Below are 17,436 nucleotides of genomic sequence, written 5' to 3'. Positions count from 1 at the left end.
TTTGGGTTAGTGGTAGCCCAAGGTCATTCCTTTCTTGCCCAAAAAGCTGTAATATTCTCTCATGTAAGCGTGCTATCGTCGCATGTTGCCTAACCGCCCGGGTGGGCACTCAGCACCTAGGGCAGCTCGGCAACTTTGCAGGTGTAAGCTGGTTGTTTTCAGCTGCCTTATGCTACGCTGCACTGCGCATTCGTTTCTTCCTAGGTGCTACTCGCTCCGCCGCCCGATGTAGTTTTCCCATGAGCCGACCCCTGCTGCCCTCGTCCGTCGCGCTGCACCGCCCCGCCGACCTCTCCACACTGGTAGAGAACCGCACGGTGTACTCGCTTAATGCCTTCGAGCTGAACATCTTCGAGACGCACCAGCAGGCCCACCGCGTGCCGCTCAACCTAGGCGCCTTGGTGCTCACTACCATGCTGCGCGGCAAAAAAGTAATGCACCTGCCCGGCCGCCCGGCTTTCGATTACCTACCCGGCGAATCGGTGGTGGTGGGCGAGCAGCAAACCATGGAAATTGATTTTCCGGAAGCCAACGAAGCCTCGCCCACGCAGTGCCTAGCCGTTGCCATTCCGGCCGAAACCATTCGCGGCACCGTGGATTTGCTGAACGAGCGGTACCCGCGCGTGGAGGAGCACACGCCCTGGCAGCTGCAGCACGACCAAGACTACGCCCACCTGCACAACACCCCCGAGCTTACCGGCACCTTGGAGCGCATCATTCGGGTGTCGCAAGAAACCACGGCCGCGAAGGATGTGCTGGCCAATTTCACCCTGCAAGAGCTGCTGGTGCGCCTGATGCAAACGCAAGCCCGCAAGCTCATTTTCGACAACTACGCCCAGCACCTTACCACCCACCGCTTTGCGCACGTGGTGCAGTACATCAAGCGCAACCTGGCCGAGCCCTTGCCGGTGGAAAAGCTGAGCGAGCTAGCCTGCATGAGCAAGGCCACGTTCTTCCGGTTGTTCAAGCGCGAGTTTGGCCTTACGCCCGTCGAGTACATTATTCAGGAGCGGCTGAAAGAGGCCAAGCGCCTGCTGCGCCATCCGCTGAGCACCGTGGCCGAGGTGTGCTACCGCACCGGCTTCAACAACCCGGCGTATTTCCAGAAACTTTTCCGCAAATACGAAGGCCTTACGCCGGGGCTGTACAAGAAGCAGTGCCTTGTGGGCTAGCTTTGCAGCATGGCCGAACACATCCACGCGCAGATCATCAGCTTATCCGACAACCAAAAAGTAGTGTTTGCGGGGCTGGTCTGCGAGCGGCTGTACCCGCAGTACGAGGCGTTTTGCGAAGCTGCTAAGTGGGGCAGCCCGGCCGTGTACGAGCGGGGCATTGAACTGCTCTACAACTCGGGCCTAGGTGTTTTTCATAGCCAAGAAGCTGCCTCCTTGCTCGAAAAGCTTGCCTTTGTTACGCCCGCGCTGTCGGATTTTGCCAGTAGCCTGACGCCTTTTGCCCTCGATGCGTGCATAGCGCTGGAAGAAGCCCTGCGCTTTCTCATCGACAAGCAGGAAAGCCACATTCTGCACTGCGCCACGGCCGCTACCGATAGCGTTGATGCTTTTGCGCAAGAGCACCAAGACCTCGACCCCAACCGCCGCGACTTTGAGGCTGCCGTGGCCGCCAACACCTACCTACAGGCCGAAGTAGCTCGGCAGCACCGCCTCACCGAAGCCCTGCTCAGCATCCACGAGTTCGACGCGACGAGCATTCATCAGCTGCGCCGACTAAATGGCAGCGGCAGCATCATCGATCTGGCGCGGGTATCGGCCTAACTGCTGCTGTAGCGCTACAGTAGCGTGGGCTTCAGCCCGCGTTTGCGTGCACGACTGGTACTGAACCGGCGCAACTATTACGTTCTGACAAACGCGGGCTGAAGCCCACGCTACATTGGGTAACGCATGCTCAGCTAGCGCCGCCTTCATAGCTGATACTCGTTACCTCCACCACTTCGGGTTTGGGCCCTAGGTGCAGCGTTACTTGCTGACCTAGGCGGGCACCTTGCACCGCGCGGGCAATGGGCGCCACAAAAGCTATTTTGCCTTCGGCGATGGAGGCTTCGTCAACGCCTACAATGGTAAAGCGCCGCTCGGTACTGGGCTTGCCGCCGCTGCGTGTAACCAGCGTAACCGTGGCGCCAAAACGTACTTCTTCGGCGGGCTGCTGGCGCGGGTCTATTACTTTGGCCGAGGCAATGCGCGCAGCTAGCAGGCTCAGCTTGCCGTTGATGAGGCTTAGCTGGCGGGTGCGGTCGGTGTCGTTGTCGCGGTTGGTTTCGGCCTGCCCGCGCTCGGCTTCCAGCTCGGCCAGCTCTTGGCGCAGCAGTTCGAGGCCACGTGGGGTAACGTAGTTGGGTGTGTTGGGCGGCAGCGCGGCGCGGGGCGGCACAATGGGCGGCTGCTGCGAGTCGTCTTCTTTTACAAAACCTCGGCTCATGCTGCTGCTGAACGCAGCGCCAAAGCGCAGGTTGCAAAGCGCTATTGTTGCGGCCGCTGCTTGTTGTCGATGGGCCGGAAGTGCCGCTCGCGCGGTTGCTTTTCGGTGAGGTATTTCCAGTAACGCTTGGGCATGTGGCGGCGGTGCAGCTTAATGTTGCGCCGCTCGGGTATGTTCACGTGGTCGAAGTAGGTTTGCCACAGCGACTGAAACAGCGGCTCCCGCTCGTCGAGCACAGCAGCCGATACGGCCGATTTACTGCCCGCCTGCCCGGCTTCGGCATCAAAGCTCACGATGTCGGTGCGCTCGAGGTCGTAGTACAGTCCGTAGCGGCGTCGGCGGTCGAAAATCAGCCAGCGCTGATCGGCGTAGCGCTTGGTGAAGTGCTCGGCAATAAGCGGCAGCACGTCGTAGTCGGGCTCGATGGTGGCGTGAAACAGCCCGTCGTGCGTTTTCTCGAAGCGCACAAACGCCTCCATGCGGTGCTTTTCGCGAAACATCTGCTTCGTGATATCGGCAATGGCCCGCACCGTATCGTTGCCGAAGTTCTCGCTGATGTCCTGCCCGCCGGCCTCAATGGCCAGTTGCACGTAGCGGAAAATCAGCAGCTCGCGCTCGGGGCTTTCCGACAAAAAAGCTTTGTAGAGGTTGGTACGTGCCTCGCCGGGCATGTATTTCAGCATGCCCTCCCACACGCGCCGGGCGCGGGCCTCGTCGGTAGGCACAAACTGGGTTTCGCTGAACAGCCCGCCTTGCGCCACGTCTTCGCTCTGAATAGCCTCGGGCCACCGCCGGCTTTCCCAACACGCCAGCAACACGCACAGCAAACCATCGAAGGAGCCGTCGTAGGTGAAGCGGGCAGTGCCATCGAAGCTGGGCGGCAGGGCCGTGGCACGGCGCATGCCCGCAGCAGCGTTGGCTTTGGCAGGTAAGTTGGTGCGGCGGGGCGGTTTCATCAGAGGATGCAGAAACAGAACAAACAGCTCCCCTCCTCATAGGAGGAGCGGACGCCGCGGCGCAGCCGCGGCTGGGGTGGTTGATGGGGGTCCGCGCCGCCTGCACAACCTAGGCACGCTACCCTTTCGAGAACAGTTACTCGGTTGCATGCTCCCGAAAAAAGCTCAGCAGCAACTCCGTTACGCGTTGGGGTTCTTCGTGCTGCAGCCAGTGCGTGGCTTTGTCGAAGTACGTGAGCCAGCCGTCGTCGCAGTAGGCAAGGCTTTGCTGCGCCATATCGGCTCGCAAAAACGCATCGCGCTTACCCCACAAAATGTGCAGCGGTACGGCTATGCGGCCCGGCTTCATGCCGCGTCGGCCAAAGCGTACAGCGGCGCGGTACCAGTTGATCATGCTGCGCATGGCACCGGGTTTGGCCCAAGCCGCGCGATACTCTCGCAAATCGGCAGACGAAAAGGTGCCGCGCCGGCTGCTGCTCAGCAGGGTTTGCCAGCCTGCCCAGTAGTTACCTAGGCTGGTCAAGGTTTCGGGCAGCCACGGCAGCTGAAAGAAGAACACGTACCAACTTTTGCGCAATTGCCGGGTACTGCTCCGCAACGTGCGCCCAAACACGGCCGGGTGCGGCACATTCAGGATAGCTACGCGATGCAGCCGCTCGGGGTGGTTCATGGCTAGATGCCAAGCCACAATGCCGCCCCAATCGTGCCCCACTAAGTACGCTTTGCGTTGCCCGGCGGCATCGATTAGCCCCAGCACGTCATCCACGAGCTTCGGCAATGCATAGTCGGCAACGCGCGGCGGTTTGTCCGAGAGGTTGTATCCGCGCTGATCGGGCGCCCATACGCGGTAACCGGCTTCGGCCAGGGCTTGTAGTTGGCGGTGCCAGCCGTACCAAAATTCCGGAAAACCGTGCAGCAGAACCACCAACGGAGCGTTTTGAGGGCCGCACTGCACCACGTGCAGCCTGATGCCGTTAGTCTCCAGGTAATGGTGCTCGAGTTCGTAGGCCATGCCCCCATATACCCTACCGGCAGCAAGAAGTTGTGACGCTGCCCCTAGGTGCCGCAGGTTGCCGTTAACATGGGCAACCTGCGGCACCTAGGGCGCTGCACCACCTAGGCAGCTTCGGCCTCGGGGCGTACGCCTTGGGCGGCGTCGCGCTTGGCAAGCAGCTGCTGCCGCACAATCGGCAACAGATCCGACAACTTGCAGCAACAAGCCATGCGGGTAACTTTTTGGGATTGATCCGCAGCTTGCTCGGTGGCGGAATCGCGGTGCGAAATGGTCATGGTGGTGTGGAGAGGAAGAAGTCGAATGCCTAAGCCTTAACCGGCCTGGCGAAACAAATCGAGTTGAGGCGACACCAAATCGGGCGGCGCGATGATGGTGGGCTCGGGGGCAAACAGATCGAGCTGGCGCTTTACCAAAGCCGAGCGGGTTTGCCCGTCGCCGTACAAAATCTTGCGGCGCACGGTCTGCTCGTCGTAGTCGCGCTTTTCAAGGGCCATGCCGCGGCACGTGATGAAGTAGCGGGCCCGGCGCAGCACCACGCCAAACTTGTGCAGGTGGTCGAGCGTGAGCGGGGCAAAACGGCGGGCGGCCACAATGCGCTTCGCCGACTTCATGCCCACGCCGGGCACGCGCAGGATAAGCTCGTAATCGGCGGTGTTTACATCCACCGGAAACACGTGGCGGTTGCGCAGCGCCCACGCCAGCTTCGGGTCGATTTCCAGATCGAGGTGCGGGTGCTGCGGGTCGAGGATTTCATCGGCATCGAAGCCGTAGAAGCGCATCAGCCAGTCGCTCTGGTACAAGCGGTGCTCGCGCATCAGCGGGGGCTGCACCACTTGCGGCAGGCGGTCGTCGCCGCTCACGGGCACGTAGCCCGAGTAGTACACGCGCTTCAGCCCGTAGCCTTTGTAGAGGCCATCGGCAAGCTTGATGATTTGGTGGTCGGTTTCGGGCGAAGCGCCCACTACCAGCTGCGTGGTTTGGCCGGCGGGAGCAAACTGTGGCACTTTCCGGAACAGCTCGCGCTCCTCGCGGTTTTCGGCCACTTTGGTCTGAATCTGACTCATAGGCGTCAGAATCTCCTCGTAGTTCTTCTCGGGCGCGAGGGTTTTCAGGCTCAGCTCCGAGGGCAGCTCAATGTTCACGCTGAGGCGGTCGGCGTACAGGCCGGCTTCCTGAATCAGCTCTTCCGAGGCGCCCGGAATGGTTTTCAGGTGGATGTAGCCGTTGAACTTTTGCTCGAGGCGCAGCTTCTTGCAGATGCGCACGAGGCGCTCCATGGTGTAGTCAGGCGAAGAAAAGATGCCCGAGCTTAGGAACAAGCCCTCGATGTAGTTGCGGCGGTAGAAATTCATGGTCAGGTCAACCACTTCCTCTACCGTAAAGGCGGCGCGCTTCACGTCGTTGCTCTTGCGCGACACGCAGTAGGCGCAGTCGAAAATGCAGTGGTTGGTGAGCAGAATCTTCAGCAGCGATACGCAGCGGCCATCTTCAGTGTAGGAGTGGCAAATGCCCATGCCCTCGGCGTTGCCTAGGCCACGGTTCTCGTTTTTGCGCTTGCCACCGCTGCTCGAGCACGATGCATCGTACTTCGCGGCATCTGCCAAAATACTTAGCTTTTCCTGAATCCGCTCGTTCATCAAAAGGGTAGCTTTCGGGGTGTAAACAAATAGAAAAACCGCTGATTACGCAACAATGTTCCGTCAAAAAGCCCGACTAATTTTTTTAGAATTAGTTCCCGAGTTCAACGGCGCGCTTATGCTTTCGTATCTTCGGCAGCAACCCCGCGCCGGTGGCGCGGGCCTGCTCTACCGTGTTCAGCCTATTGCCGCGCTTTAGCTTACTGTTCCTCCTGTTGCTGCTGCATTGCTGCATGCCAGCCAGCTCGGCTATTGCCCAGCAGGTGCCTGCCACCAGCCCCGCCGATACCGCGCGGCGCCAGCCCATTGCCCAGCCTACCGACACGGTGCGTAAGCGCCTCGATGAGCACCGTATCCTGAGCGGGCTGCGCAACTATGTGCGGCGCAAAACCTTGATTAGCCGGGCAGCTTCGGCGCTGTTCAACTTCACGGAGCGCAGCGAGGAGCAAGCCGGCCTCGATGCCACCCTGCTCGACCGCCAGTACGACCGCCACAACTACAAGATTGTGCGGCGCGTGGAGGTGCAAACGCTCGACGCGTTCGGCTTCAACATCAACGATACCACCCGCGTGCCGCGCAACTTTCTGGAGAAGGGTGGCAACGCGCTGCACATCGTAACGGCGCGGCGCAAAGTGCGCAAGCTGCTGCTGTTTCGGCCGGGGCAGGAGCTGCAGCCGCAGGCGCTGGCCGAAACCGAACGCCTGCTGCGCCAAACCAACTTTATCCTGGATGCGCGCGTGGTAGTAAACGAGCGTACCTCCACGCGCGACAGCGTCGATATCAAGGTCATCACCAAAGACGTGTTCAGCACCAGCGCGGGCTTACAGATTCGCGACGTGGGCGCGGGCGTGCTTACCCTGCGCGACAAAAACTTTGTGGCGCGCGGGCACGACTTTCGGAACCGGTTTAGCTACGGCCGGCCCGATCCGCAGGGCTGGTCGTACGAGGGCAGCTACACCGTGCCGCTGCGCAACTACTTGCTGGCGCAGGCACGCTACCGCAATCAGTACCAGATTGACGAGAAAATGGCCTCGCTTTCGCGCGGGTTTGTGGCCGTAAACACGCGCTACGCCTACTCCCTAGGTGCTGCGCAGTACCACTACGGCATACAGCAAGGCAACCCCGAGCCGGGCCAGGAACCCAGCTTTAGCCCGCTCGATTTTACCGTGGTTGATGCCTGGCTGGGCCGTGCCTACCAACCGCGCTCCTACGACCTAGGGTACGAAAACCCGGCCCGCATAATTGTGGCCGGCCGCTTGGTGCGCACCGATTATGCCCGCAAGCCCAATGCCACGTACGGCAACAGCACCTTAGGGCTGATGAGCGTGGGCTACAGCGTGCGGCGTTATTACAAAGACCGTTACCTCTTCGGTTTTGGCCGTACCGAAGATGTACCTACCGGCAGCCTGCTCACCCTCACGGGCGGCTACGATTTCAACGAAAACGGCAACCGCCCCTACGTTGGTACGCGCCTGGGTTTGGCAGGCTTCAGCCCGCTCCGGGGCTACCTGTACATGAGCGGCGAGTACGGCCGCTTTATGCGCAACGGCCGCTGGGAGCAGGGCGCATTTACCGGTGAGGTATTGGCCTTTACGCGCCTCTACCACACGGGCAACTGGCAGTGGCGCCACTTCTTCTGGAACCGCACGCTCATCGGCATCAACCGCTTGCCCGACGACCTGCCGCTGAACATTGAGGAGCAGCGCGGGCTGCGCGGATTTCGCTCCGAGCAGCAGCTACGCGGCCGTTCGCGCTTTGTCGTCAACTACGAGGCCAACGTATTTACGCCGGTGTCCTTTTTGGGCTTCCGCTTGGCCGGTATTGCCTTTGTTGATGCGGCCTGGCTGAGCACCAATGGCCGCACCTCACCGTTCCGCGACAAACCGTACACGGGCTTCGGCTTTGGCCTGCGCTTCCGCAACGAATACCTCGCCGTAAATACCATTCAGCTGTACTTCGGCTTTTATCCGCGCGGCTTTGGCGACGGCACTGGCTCCCGCATTTTTCAGACCACGCGCAATTACTACACCTTCAGCGACTTTAGCTTCGGCCAGCCCAGCATCGTGCGCTACGATCAGTTTCAGTAAGGGCTGGGCCGATGCGTGATCGACGCAGAATACGCTAGCTACCGCCGTTATTTTGCGTGGCTGCACCTAGGCGCAAGCCCCGCCCAACCACCGGGCGCCACGATCAGTCCTAAAAACCCCACCTTTGTACCCGTGCGTATGGCATTGAGCAGGGCTCAGTAGCCATGGCCCTCCCGACTTGCTTACTGCCCGCCCATGAACTTAGGTGATTACAACGAACTGGAAGTAGCCCGCTTTGTCGAATTTGGGGTGTACCTCACTTCCGACGACGGCGACATTTTGCTGCCCGACCGCTACGTGCCGACCGGCGTGCAAATCGGCGACATGCTGCGCGTGTTCGTGTACCGCGACTCCGAAGACCGCCTTGTGGCTACTACCGAGCAGCCCCTGGCGCGGGTGGGCGATTTTGCCGCGCTTACCGTAAAGGACGTAACCGGCATGGGCGCGTTTCTGGATTGGGGCCTGATGAAGGACCTGCTCCTGCCCTTGCGCAACCAACCCAAGCGCGTGCGCACTGGCGACCGGGTGGTGGTTTTCATTTACGTCGACGACGCTTCCGACCGCCTTGTGGCCACCGCCAAGTGGGAGAAGTTTACCGACCGCGAGCCGCAATTGCAGCCCGGCCAGGAGGTGCAGCTGTTGATTGCCGGCGAAAGCGACCTAGGCTACGCCGCCGTGGTAGATAGCCGCTACCAGGGCATGCTGTTCCGCAACGAGGTGTTTCGGCCCATGAGCATCGGCGATGTGCTGCGCGGCTACGTGCGCCAAGTGCGCCCCGATGGCAAGGTAGACGTAAGCCTGCAGCGCCAAGGCTACGATGAAGCCCTGGCCGCCGCCGACACCCTGGTACAGGCCCTGCGCAAAGCCGGTGGCACCTTGCCCATCACCGACCACAGCGACCCGGAAGAAATTTACCGCCGCTTGGGTATGAGCAAAAAAGTGTTTAAAAAAGCCTTAGGTGCCTTGTACCGCCGCGGCGCCGTACACCTCGCCGACGACCACACCCGCCTCATCGAGGAAGAGTAACCCCGGATACGGAGGCAACCTTCGGGCTCAGGCTCCGTTGGGAAAACCGCCGAACTATACTCCCCACTGCTCCTCTACGCGCCATGGCCCCTCCTTCGTCGGCCCCCCAAAAAGTAGCCCTCATAGCCGGTGCCAGCGGCCTCGTAGGCAGCTGCCTGCTGCCGTTGTTACTAAACAGCGGACGCTACTCCAAAGTAATTTCGCTGAGCCGCCGCCCGCTGCAGCTCGTACACCCCAAGCTCGATCAGCGCGTGGTCGATTTCGACCGCCTCGAAGACCACCGCCTCTCGCTTATCGCCGACGACGTGTTTTGCTGCCTTGGCACCACCATGCGGCAAGCCGGCTCCAAAGAGGCGTTTTACAAAGTCGATTACCTGTACGTGGTGAAGCTGGCGGCGCTTACGGCTTCCAACTTCGCGGCGCAGTTTATGGTAGTATCGGCTATGGGAGCCGATGTCGCGTCCACTTTCTATTACAACCGCGTTAAGGGCGACATGGAAGCGGCCGTGCGCCAAACGCCGTTTCGGGCCATTCATATTTTCCGGCCCTCGTTGCTATTGGGCGAGCGGACCGAGAAGCGCTTGGGCGAGCAAATTGGCACTGTGCTGCTGCGCCTCATCAACCCGCTGCTGGTTGGCCCGCTCAAGCGCTACCGTGGCATAGCGGCCCAAGCGGTAGCGCAAGGCATGCTCAATGCCGCTTACCAAGAGGGCGGCGGGGTGCGCGTGTACCTCTCCGATGAAATAACAGCTGGCATATCGCCCACAGCCTAGAATTGCACCGCAAGCCGTATGTTTGTCGAATAGTGCATTAACAAACGGCTTACGCTTAGCATTTCTTGTACCATTCCATGAACAAACCTGCTATCATCCTGCTCCTGCTGGCCTTGAGCCTGCCGGTAAGCTGGGTTTCGGCTCAATCGAAAAAGAGCTCATCCAAATCGTCGGGCGGCAACGGCGGCTCGGGCTACAAAACGGCTATTGGCCTGCGCGGCGGCAACTACGCCTCGGGCCTTACCATTAAGCACTTCACCGGCGGCAACAACGTAGCCATCGAAGGGCTGATTACCACCGAGTACTACGCCAAGGGCGTGCGCGGTACGCTGCTGTTCGAAAAGCACTTTCCGCTGAAAGACCTGCGCGGCTTCCAGTTTTACGTGGGCGCCGGCCTTCATGCCGGGGCCTACCGCGGCCGCTACTACTACGATGTAGCGTACCGTCAGAAGGGCAAGAAGTACGAGGTGTACCGCTACTATTACTACGATGACAAGATGTACCCCGTATTCGGCGGCGACTTCCTGGCCGGTGCCGAGTACAAGTTCGACGACCTGCCCATCGTAGTGGGTGTCGACTTTAAACCGTACTTCGACATCTTCGATGGCCGCACCGCCGCTTACTCCGATGGTGCCGTGAGCATCCGCTTCACGTTCTAACCTAGGGCTGCGTCCAGCTCCTCTGCACTACCAACAACGGCCGCCGGATTGCTCCGGCGGCCGTTGTCGTTACAAGGCCCTAGGTGCTTACCGCACAATGATGACCCGGCCACCCCGCCGGGGCCCCGGCGGGTAGTAGGGCGCACGATAGCCGTGGCGGTACGGCGCCGGGCGATAGTAACGCGGCGGGCGGGGTGCGTAGTAGGGCCGCGGAGCTGGGTAGTGGCGCACTATTACCGGAGGTGGCGGAGCGGGCGCTACCACCACGGTGCGCGCCGGCGTAACGCAGCTGCTCAGCAGGCCGCCCACAACGGCTACCAGCGCGGCCAATGAGGTTTTCAGGAGTGTTTTCATAGCTGTTGGGCAGTGCCCGCGTGTGGGCACTGGTTTTCTACTCGTTAGATCAACAAGCCGCCCCTAGGTTTAATTGGCAAGTGCACAACCATTGGCTTCATAAGCACAACGCCCCGCCAGAACCTAGGTTCTGGCGGGGCGTTGCCGTGGCAGCGGGGCTGCTTACTTTTTCTTGCGGTTGGCGTACTCGGCGTTCAGGCGGTCGAGGATTTCCTTTGTGATATCGAGGCCGGGACGGGCGTAGGCAATAGTGCCGCCGCCAGCTACCAGTATCAGGTCGTAATCGTTTTCCTTGCCGTAGCTCTCGAGCAGTTTGTTTACGCGCGTCAGCACTTGCTCGGTCATCTTGGCTTCCTCTTGCTGTGCCTGTTGCTGCAACTGCTGCTGCTTGGCGGCCACTTGCTGCTCTTGGGCTTGCAGGCGCTGCACGGTGGCGGCGCGCTGCTCATCGGTGAGGCCAGCGGCGGTTTTTTCGTAGGCTTGGGCAGCAGCTTGCAGGCCGCGCACGTTTTGCTCGTGCTGACGCTCCCATCCGGCTACCTTCCGCTCGAACGCCTTGCGCGCATCCTGCAGACCTTTGTACTGATCGAGCAGCTTGCTCGACTCCACGTACGCGACTTTGCGCAGGTTGTCCTCAGGCAAGGCCGGTGTTGCTTTGGCCGAATCGAGGGTCACCACCTTGGTATCCTTGGCTGGCGCGGCCGCAGCAGTAGGTGCCGGAGCAGCGGGCTTGTGGGAGAAGTGGAGGTAAAACAACACGCCCACGGCTATCAGCAGGATAGCGTTCAGCGCCAGTTGAAGCGAATTCTTCATGCGTTAGAAAATCGAAAAACCCACCGGCTACGGCCACCGGCTTCCGGCAAAGAAACGCAGAAACCTGCAGGTTTTGGTATAGATGCAGAAATGAGCTGCGCCACCACTTGCACCGTGCTATTGCCCTAGGTGTTGCAGGCCACACGGCACCTCGGAGCCCAGCGGTGCGCGGCACTATCTTGTTTGGGTGCTACGCAAGCAACCGAGGCAGTACTTTTTAATATGCGGTTACAGGCTTATCTGAACTGCTTTCTAGGTGGCCGAAGCACGCCAGCATGTTACCCTCTTTCGGGCACGCCAATGTGCAGCAGCGCGTCGCCTTGGTTTACCACGGGCATGTGGTTAAGGCCGATGATGTAGCCGCTTACCGGCGACACCAGCCGCACGGCCATTTCGCCGTAAGGGTCGGCTACTATCCCGTACTCCTGCCCTTTCTCCACGTACTGGCCCGTTTGCATGTGCGTTCGGAACAGGCCCGCAAACTTGGCCCGTAGCCAAGTGTGCTTGCGGCACACCACCGGGGCTTGCGTAGGCTCGGGCGCTTCGGCTAGCATGCCTAGGTGCTTGAGAAAGCGGAAGGTGCCGGCAGTAGCTATTTCGATGCCGTACTCATCGAGCCGCAACGACTCGCCGGTTTCGTACACGATGATGCGGCGGCCTTGCCGCATGGCCGCCTCGCGCAACGATCCGGGGCGCAAATCGGCGTGCAGCGTAAAGGGCGCGGCAAAAGCGGCAGCCAGGGCATCGGTTTCAGCGTCTTCGCCCATCAGGCAGCGCACTTGCGGGTGGTTGGAGCGCGCCGCGCCGCCCGTGTGGTAATCGATGCCGTAATCAACCAAAGGCATGATTTCGCGCATGAAGCGGTGCGCTACCCTGCTGGCCACCGAGCCCCTGGGTGAACCGGGGAACGAGCGGTTTACATCCTTGCCATCGGGCACCTCGCGCGAGAAGTTGAGGAAGCCGTAGATGTTGAGAATGGGAATGGCAATGATGGTGCCGCGCAACGGGTGCTGGAGTTGCCCCCGCCGAATCATGCGCCGAATGGTTTCGATGCCGTTTACCTCGTCGCCGTGCATGCCGGCCATCAGGAGCACCGTAGGCCCGGGCTCGGTGGCCCGAAACACGTGCACCGGCACATCGATTACCGTGCCCGAGGGCAGCCTGGAAATAACCAACCGCGTGAGCACCTGCTCGCCTGGGCTGATGATTTGGTTGTTGAGCAGGATATCGGGGTTGCGGGCGGGAGGTGCGGCAGGTGTACTCAAGTGCGCAGAAACTAGGAACCGAAGGTGTGGCTTAGCAGCTATCAGCAACCACCGGGCCACACCGCTTCTAATTACCTATTATTTGCTGATTTCCGGCGGCAGCACTTTGCCTGGCCCACTGCCTGCCTGCACCGGGCCGTGCCACGGCACCTAGGAGCCGCACCCGGGCGCAGGCAGCGCGGGGTTATCAGACAGATAAGAACGCCGTCGGCTCGCCGCTGTACGTGAGCGTGAGGCGGTGCATGGCCCGGGTGCACGCCACGTAAAGCATGCTCTTGTCGACCTCGGTGCGGTAGTTCCGGGCCGACACGAACGGCACCAGCACTTCGTCGAACTCCAACCCCTTGGCCAGGTGCGCCGTGGTGATGACGACGCCTTCTTTGAAAGCGGTCGACTCCTCGGTCAGCAAATACACGCCCGGGCCGTGCAGCGCATCGTGCACCTGCGTGGCCTGCCGCTGGGTTTTGCAAATGATACCTAGGGAATGGCTGCCGGAGCTGCGAAACGCGGCCGCAAGCACTGGCAAGGCTTGCAGCTCTTCGGCCGGGCTGGCGTAGCGCACCGCGGCGGGCTCGGGGCCGTGGCGCTCCAGCGGCATAATGTTCGGATTGGGGCTGATGCGCTGCGCGAAGGCCGTAATCTCCAGCGTGGAGCGGTAGCTGCGGTAGAGCTTCACCACGTCGGCCTGCGGAAACACCCGTTCGATGGTTTCGGCCGACGACGCGCTGTAGGGGTTCACCGTCTGGCTCACGTCGCCCAGGATGGTTTTGCGGCAGTGGAACAGGCGCGACAGCACCGCATACTGCACCGGAGTGTAGTCCTGCATTTCGTCGACGAGCAGGTGCTTCACGTGGTCATAGCCCGCGAGACCTTCCATGCGAATGCGCAGGTAAATGAGGGCAAACACATCGGCGTACTCCAGGGGCCGCTGCGGGTCGAGCTTGAGCAGCTCGGGCCGGCCAACCCAACGGTAGAAGTCGCGGTAAAAATCAAGCACGTTGCCATACCGGAACATGCGCGGAATGCCCTCCCCGATGGTGGCTTTTTCGCCGCCCGTCAGCTTGCGGTCCACTTTGTCGCGCACGTAGGCGCGCACGTCGTTGGCCACCTGCCCAAAGCGCTTGAGCAGCGGCACCCGGTGGTAGGCCTTGAACTTCTGCTGAATAAAAGCGCCGGGCACCACCGTGCGGCCCACGCGCAGGTCGGCTACGCTGAAGTAGCTGTTCTCGACGTGCAGCAGGTACTGGTTCAGCTGGCTCAGGAACTCCGCCGACGACTTAAACCGAATCCGCTCGATGAAGGCCGCATCGTGCCGCTCGAGCAGCGCTGATACCTGCTCGAAGAATGTCTGAAACCGGAACTGCCCCTGAAGCAAATCGGCGGCCAGCTCCTCCATGCCCAGCTCCGGGATGTGCTCCTCGCCCAGCTCGGGCAGCACGTTGCTGATGTAGTCGGCAAATACCTTGTTGGGCGAGATGATGAGGATGTTTTTGGCCGCGATGGTGTCGCGGAAGCGGTAAAGCAAAAAGGCAATGCGGTGCAGGGCAATAGAGGTTTTGCCCGAGCCGGCCACGCCCTGAATCACCATCACCGAGGCCTCCTCGTTGCGAATAACCGCGTTTTGGTCGCGCTGAATCGTGGCGACGATGTTCTTCATCTTGTCGTCCGACGACTTGGCCAGCTCGCGCTGCAGCACGTCGTCGTGGATGTTCACGTCGCTGTCGAGCATGAACTCCATGCGCCCATCGCGGATGCGGTACTGCCGCTTCAGGTCGATGCGCCCGGGCACTGTCCCGTTCGGAGAGGCGTACGAGGCCTCGCCCAGCTCAAAGTCGTAGAACAGCGACGAAATCGGGGCCCGCCAGTCGTAAATCAAATTTTGGCGCTGTCCTTCGCCCGCAAAAGCGTGCACCCCAATGTATACCGGCGTGCTGATGCCATTGAGCGTCGTGAAATCGATGCGGCCAAAGTACGGCGACTGCACCAGCTTAAGTAAGCGGCGCTTGCGGGCCACGGCGCCCTCGCCGGTGTAGGCCATGCGGTTGATGGATTGCTCGGCGGCCACCATGTCGGCGTCGTCGAGGCCCGACTGGTGCTCGTGCAGGTACTGCTTTTGCTGGCGCAGCTCGCCGGAAAACTGCCGCACGGCATCGTCGACGCGCCTTACCGCCAACACCAGTTGCTCCTTTATTTCTTCGAGATACTCCCGTTCTTCCTGTTCCGTGGCGTTAATCACCGGCGAATTCTCCATAATGCCGCAAAGGTCACCGCAAATTCTGGCCGACGAAACCTTGGGGTCATTTTATTGCCAGCGCAGGCCCACGTCATCAGTCAGCCAAGCCTTACCACGTAAGCGAGCTATCCGGGGGCGGCAGCTGAATGTCGGAGTCCGGTGATACATCGGCTACGCCGGGTAGGTGCCGCACCTGCTGGGCTACTGCGGAGCGGCATAGATTGCAGGACGCAAGAATAGCCCAGCGTTAAGCTGCGGCCCTACTGGCAAGGCCTGACACCTAGGGCCGCTGCACCACGAACTGTTTGGTAGCCGTTCGGCCGTTGCGCGCATCGCGGGCCCGCACCCAGTAAGTACCCGCCGGCATACGACTTACCTCTAGCTTAACCACCCGCTGTACCGCTGGCTGCGTTAGCAAGGTACGCCCCTGGGCGTCGAGCACCTCGAGGCGGTAAACTCCCGTGCCGGCAAGCTCTACAGTGGCTTGCTCCACAGCCGGATTGGGGTACACGCTGGTAATCACGCTTTCGGCTGCTGGTGCCATGGGCTGGTGCGCCGCTTGGCTACCTAGGCGGTACACGCTGCAGCTATCCACGCGGCCTCGTAAAACGCATGCAGCTTTGGGGCATCGTAGTGCAGGCGCACAACAGTATCGGTAACTGAGCCACGCTTTAGCTCGGCAAAGCGTCCGTGCTCCACGGCGTCGCGCAGGGCCAGCATCTGCGCCCAATGTTCCATAAGTCCTTGCACATGATTGCCTTTGATGCGCCAGGCGTGCACCCAGTAGGTTGAATCGGCGCGGGGCTCGGCAAAGTAATAGAGCCCGCGGTAGCGCGTTACCCAGCCGCTAAGCAATGTGTCGCCAGTAGTGGCATCGAGTACAACGCTGGTGCGCGATGAGCGCTCAAAGCGTATCAGCAGTTCGAGCGTGTCGGTAGCCGATGTGAGTGTGAGTTGGCGCCCAAGCACATGCGCCAGGTTGAGCGGACGCTGGGCAGGCGCATTCTCGAAGGGATAAGGCTGCAGCCAGCCCCACTGGCCGTCGCAGCCCCACAACACGCTGGTAAAAAGCAAAATCCACAGCAAGCAGTATCGACGAGCGGGCAGCATAACAGTGCTGGATTGAGGTACCCTGTTAATAACCCAGCGGGCCCAACGTAACCCACCAACCCGGCACCGCTCCTCCGCCGCTGGCAGCAGAGCGCGTGGCTATTACCCCGAAAAAGCAGTTCCTAATCCGACTGCGTATCGGGCAGCGATTTGGCGGCCGATTTGGTGCCGCCTTTCTTCTTGCTGCCTTTTTTGTGCTTGCTCAGCTCCGCGGTGTACTCGATGATTTTACCGGCAATGTCCAGCCCGGTGGCTTTCTCGATGCCCTCGAGCCCCGGCGACGAGTTCACCTCCAGCACCAGCGGGCCGCGCTTGCTCTGCAGCATGTCAACGCCGGCAATACCTAGGCCCAGGGCTTTGGTGGCCAGCAAGGCAGCCGCTTTTTCGGCGCGCGTTAGCTTCACGAGCTTGCCCGTGCCGCCACGGTGCAGGTTCGAGCGAAACTCGCCCTCTTTGCCCTGCCGCTTCATGGCGCCCACCACTTCGCCGTTCACCACAAACGCACGCAAGTCGGCGCCTTTGCTTTCGGCGATAAACTCCTGCACAATAATGCGGGCCTTCAGGTTATGAAAGGCCTCAATCACCGACTGCGCGGCCTTTTCGGTTTCGGCTAGTACCACACCTAGGCCTTGCGTGCCCTCAAGCAGCTTAATGATTACGGGGGCGCCGCCTACCTGCTGAATCATTTCCAGCACTTCGTCGGAGTAGTTGGTGAAGGCCGTTTTGGGCATGCCCACGCCGGCACGAGCCAAAATCTGCATGGAGCGCAGCTTGTCGCGTGAGCGCACAATGGCTTGGCTTTCGACGGCGGTGCGCACCTTCATCATCTCGAACTGGCGCACCACCGCTGTGCCGTAGAAAGTAACGGAGGCCCCGATGCGCGGAATAACGGCATCGAAGTCTTCGAGCTTACGTCCCTCGTACACAATGCTGGGGGCACCTTTTTCCAGCACCAGGTTGCACTGCAAATGGTCGATGACTTCGACTTGATGGCCGCGCAGCTCGGCCGCTTCCACCAGGCGCTTCGTGGAGTACAGTTTGGGCTCACGCGAGAGAATCGCCAGTTTCATAT

Annotated in this window: 18 protein-coding genes; 6 read left to right on the top strand and 12 right to left on the bottom strand. The window is 60.8% G+C overall.

Going from position 1 to position 17,436, the window contains the following annotated elements:
* The first annotated feature begins 239 nt into the window (after positions 1-239).
* Together ASU33_RS01420 and ASU33_RS01415 are read left to right on the top strand one after the other, a co-directional pair.
* Entirely contained in the window at positions 240-1,172 is a 933-nt protein-coding gene (locus tag ASU33_RS01420) for an AraC family transcriptional regulator (RefSeq protein ID WP_059067411.1), read from the top strand.
* A 9-nt stretch (positions 1,173-1,181) separates the two neighbouring features.
* Positions 1,182-1,775, top strand: coding sequence for a DUF416 family protein (locus ASU33_RS01415; protein WP_059067409.1), 594 nt, complete (start codon positions 1,182-1,184; stop codon positions 1,773-1,775).
* 130 nt (positions 1,776-1,905) lie between these two features.
* Here ASU33_RS01415 and ASU33_RS01410 read toward each other — a convergent pair whose 3' ends face one another.
* The 5 genes from ASU33_RS01410 to ASU33_RS01395 all read right to left on the bottom strand — a co-directional run bounded on the left by ASU33_RS01410 (position 1,906) and on the right by ASU33_RS01395 (position 6,044).
* Entirely contained in the window at positions 1,906-2,436 is a 531-nt protein-coding gene (locus tag ASU33_RS01410) for a GreA/GreB family elongation factor (RefSeq protein WP_059067407.1), read from the bottom strand.
* A gap of 41 nt (positions 2,437-2,477) precedes the next feature.
* Positions 2,478-3,392, bottom strand: coding sequence for a TIGR03915 family putative DNA repair protein (locus ASU33_RS01405; RefSeq protein WP_078062776.1), 915 nt, complete (start codon positions 3,390-3,392; stop codon positions 2,478-2,480).
* A gap of 136 nt (positions 3,393-3,528) precedes the next feature.
* Positions 3,529-4,404: an alpha/beta fold hydrolase gene (locus ASU33_RS01400; protein ID WP_059067404.1), complete on the bottom strand. Its 876-nt coding sequence runs from the start codon at positions 4,402-4,404 to the stop codon at positions 3,529-3,531.
* 104 nt (positions 4,405-4,508) lie between these two features.
* Positions 4,509-4,682, bottom strand: a complete 174-nt coding sequence (locus ASU33_RS21400) for a hypothetical protein (protein WP_160328109.1) — start codon at positions 4,680-4,682, stop codon at positions 4,509-4,511.
* Positions 4,683-4,718: 36 nt separating this feature from the next.
* On the bottom strand, positions 4,719-6,044 hold the full coding sequence (locus tag ASU33_RS01395) for a putative DNA modification/repair radical SAM protein (protein ID WP_078062775.1): 1,326 nt from the start codon (positions 6,042-6,044) through the stop codon (positions 4,719-4,721).
* Positions 6,045-6,277: 233 nt separating this feature from the next.
* Between ASU33_RS01395 and ASU33_RS01390 the strand changes: the two genes are divergently transcribed.
* The 4 genes from ASU33_RS01390 to ASU33_RS01375 all read left to right on the top strand — a co-directional run bounded on the left by ASU33_RS01390 (position 6,278) and on the right by ASU33_RS01375 (position 10,589).
* Positions 6,278-8,131, top strand: a complete 1,854-nt coding sequence (locus ASU33_RS01390; protein WP_059067402.1) for a BamA/TamA family outer membrane protein — start codon at positions 6,278-6,280, stop codon at positions 8,129-8,131.
* Between the two features lie 195 nt (positions 8,132-8,326).
* A complete protein-coding gene (locus ASU33_RS01385; protein ID WP_059067400.1) occupies positions 8,327-9,157 on the top strand; it encodes a CvfB family protein in 831 nt (276 codons plus the stop codon).
* An 83-nt stretch (positions 9,158-9,240) separates the two neighbouring features.
* Complete coding sequence (locus tag ASU33_RS01380) at positions 9,241-9,930, top strand: NAD-dependent epimerase/dehydratase family protein (RefSeq protein WP_059067398.1); 690 nt, start codon at positions 9,241-9,243, stop codon at positions 9,928-9,930.
* Between the two features lie 77 nt (positions 9,931-10,007).
* Entirely contained in the window at positions 10,008-10,589 is a 582-nt protein-coding gene (locus ASU33_RS01375; protein WP_059067396.1) for a hypothetical protein, read from the top strand.
* Positions 10,590-10,676: 87 nt separating this feature from the next.
* Here ASU33_RS01375 and ASU33_RS01370 read toward each other — a convergent pair whose 3' ends face one another.
* The 7 genes from ASU33_RS01370 to rimK all read right to left on the bottom strand — a co-directional run bounded on the left by ASU33_RS01370 (position 10,677) and on the right by rimK (position 17,434).
* A complete protein-coding gene (locus tag ASU33_RS01370; protein WP_059067394.1) occupies positions 10,677-10,943 on the bottom strand; it encodes a hypothetical protein in 267 nt (88 codons plus the stop codon).
* A gap of 162 nt (positions 10,944-11,105) precedes the next feature.
* Positions 11,106-11,756 (bottom strand): OmpH/Skp family outer membrane protein, encoded by a 651-nt coding sequence (locus ASU33_RS01365; protein ID WP_059067392.1) that lies wholly within the window; start codon positions 11,754-11,756, stop codon positions 11,106-11,108.
* 278 nt (positions 11,757-12,034) lie between these two features.
* Positions 12,035-13,021 (bottom strand): succinylglutamate desuccinylase/aspartoacylase family protein, encoded by a 987-nt coding sequence (locus ASU33_RS01360; protein WP_059067390.1) that lies wholly within the window; start codon positions 13,019-13,021, stop codon positions 12,035-12,037.
* 187 nt (positions 13,022-13,208) lie between these two features.
* On the bottom strand, positions 13,209-15,272 hold the full coding sequence (locus ASU33_RS01355) for a HelD family protein (RefSeq protein ID WP_059067388.1): 2,064 nt from the start codon (positions 15,270-15,272) through the stop codon (positions 13,209-13,211).
* 262 nt (positions 15,273-15,534) lie between these two features.
* A complete protein-coding gene (locus ASU33_RS01350; protein ID WP_149866985.1) occupies positions 15,535-15,849 on the bottom strand; it encodes a T9SS type A sorting domain-containing protein in 315 nt (104 codons plus the stop codon).
* A complete protein-coding gene (locus ASU33_RS01345; protein ID WP_149866984.1) occupies positions 15,822-16,364 on the bottom strand; it encodes a hypothetical protein in 543 nt (180 codons plus the stop codon). The genes ASU33_RS01350 and ASU33_RS01345 overlap by 28 nt, the downstream gene beginning before the upstream one ends.
* 122 nt (positions 16,365-16,486) lie before the next feature.
* The gene (gene rimK / locus ASU33_RS01340) at positions 16,487-17,434 is read right to left on the bottom strand and encodes a 30S ribosomal protein S6--L-glutamate ligase (protein ID WP_059067382.1); all 948 of its coding nucleotides are present in this window, start codon (positions 17,432-17,434) and stop codon (positions 16,487-16,489) included.
* Positions 17,435-17,436: the final 2 nt, after the last annotated feature.

The organism is Solirubrum puertoriconensis, from assembly GCF_001483135.1.
Lineage (GTDB): Bacteria > Bacteroidota > Bacteroidia > Cytophagales > Hymenobacteraceae > Solirubrum > Solirubrum puertoriconensis.
Note: the sequence above shows the minus strand (reverse complement) of the source record. Positions and strands in the feature narration are given on the sequence as shown.

What these genes read in the sequence shown, in the direction of transcription:
- ASU33_RS01420 (WP_059067411.1), top strand. Translation starts at nt 240, where the DNA reads ATGAGCCGACCCCTGCTGCCCTCGTCCGTCGCGCTGCACCGCCCCGCC.
- ASU33_RS01415 (WP_059067409.1), top strand. Translation starts at nt 1,182, where the DNA reads ATGGCCGAACACATCCACGCGCAGATCATCAGCTTATCCGACAACCAA.
- ASU33_RS01410 (WP_059067407.1), bottom strand. Translation starts at nt 2,436, where the DNA reads ATGAGCCGAGGTTTTGTAAAAGAAGACGACTCGCAGCAGCCGCCCATT.
- ASU33_RS01405 (WP_078062776.1), bottom strand. Translation starts at nt 3,392, where the DNA reads ATGAAACCGCCCCGCCGCACCAACTTACCTGCCAAAGCCAACGCTGCT.
- ASU33_RS01400 (WP_059067404.1), bottom strand. Translation starts at nt 4,404, where the DNA reads ATGGCCTACGAACTCGAGCACCATTACCTGGAGACTAACGGCATCAGG.
- ASU33_RS21400 (WP_160328109.1), bottom strand. Translation starts at nt 4,682, where the DNA reads ATGACCATTTCGCACCGCGATTCCGCCACCGAGCAAGCTGCGGATCAA.
- ASU33_RS01395 (WP_078062775.1), bottom strand. Translation starts at nt 6,044, where the DNA reads ATGAACGAGCGGATTCAGGAAAAGCTAAGTATTTTGGCAGATGCCGCG.
- ASU33_RS01390 (WP_059067402.1), top strand. Translation starts at nt 6,278, where the DNA reads ATGCCAGCCAGCTCGGCTATTGCCCAGCAGGTGCCTGCCACCAGCCCC.
- ASU33_RS01385 (WP_059067400.1), top strand. Translation starts at nt 8,327, where the DNA reads ATGAACTTAGGTGATTACAACGAACTGGAAGTAGCCCGCTTTGTCGAA.
- ASU33_RS01380 (WP_059067398.1), top strand. Translation starts at nt 9,241, where the DNA reads ATGGCCCCTCCTTCGTCGGCCCCCCAAAAAGTAGCCCTCATAGCCGGT.
- ASU33_RS01375 (WP_059067396.1), top strand. Translation starts at nt 10,008, where the DNA reads ATGAACAAACCTGCTATCATCCTGCTCCTGCTGGCCTTGAGCCTGCCG.
- ASU33_RS01370 (WP_059067394.1), bottom strand. Translation starts at nt 10,943, where the DNA reads ATGAAAACACTCCTGAAAACCTCATTGGCCGCGCTGGTAGCCGTTGTG.
- ASU33_RS01365 (WP_059067392.1), bottom strand. Translation starts at nt 11,756, where the DNA reads ATGAAGAATTCGCTTCAACTGGCGCTGAACGCTATCCTGCTGATAGCC.
- ASU33_RS01355 (WP_059067388.1), bottom strand. Translation starts at nt 15,272, where the DNA reads ATGGAGAATTCGCCGGTGATTAACGCCACGGAACAGGAAGAACGGGAG.
- ASU33_RS01345 (WP_149866984.1), bottom strand. Translation starts at nt 16,364, where the DNA reads ATGCTGCCCGCTCGTCGATACTGCTTGCTGTGGATTTTGCTTTTTACC.
- rimK (WP_059067382.1), bottom strand. Translation starts at nt 17,434, where the DNA reads ATGAAACTGGCGATTCTCTCGCGTGAGCCCAAACTGTACTCCACGAAG.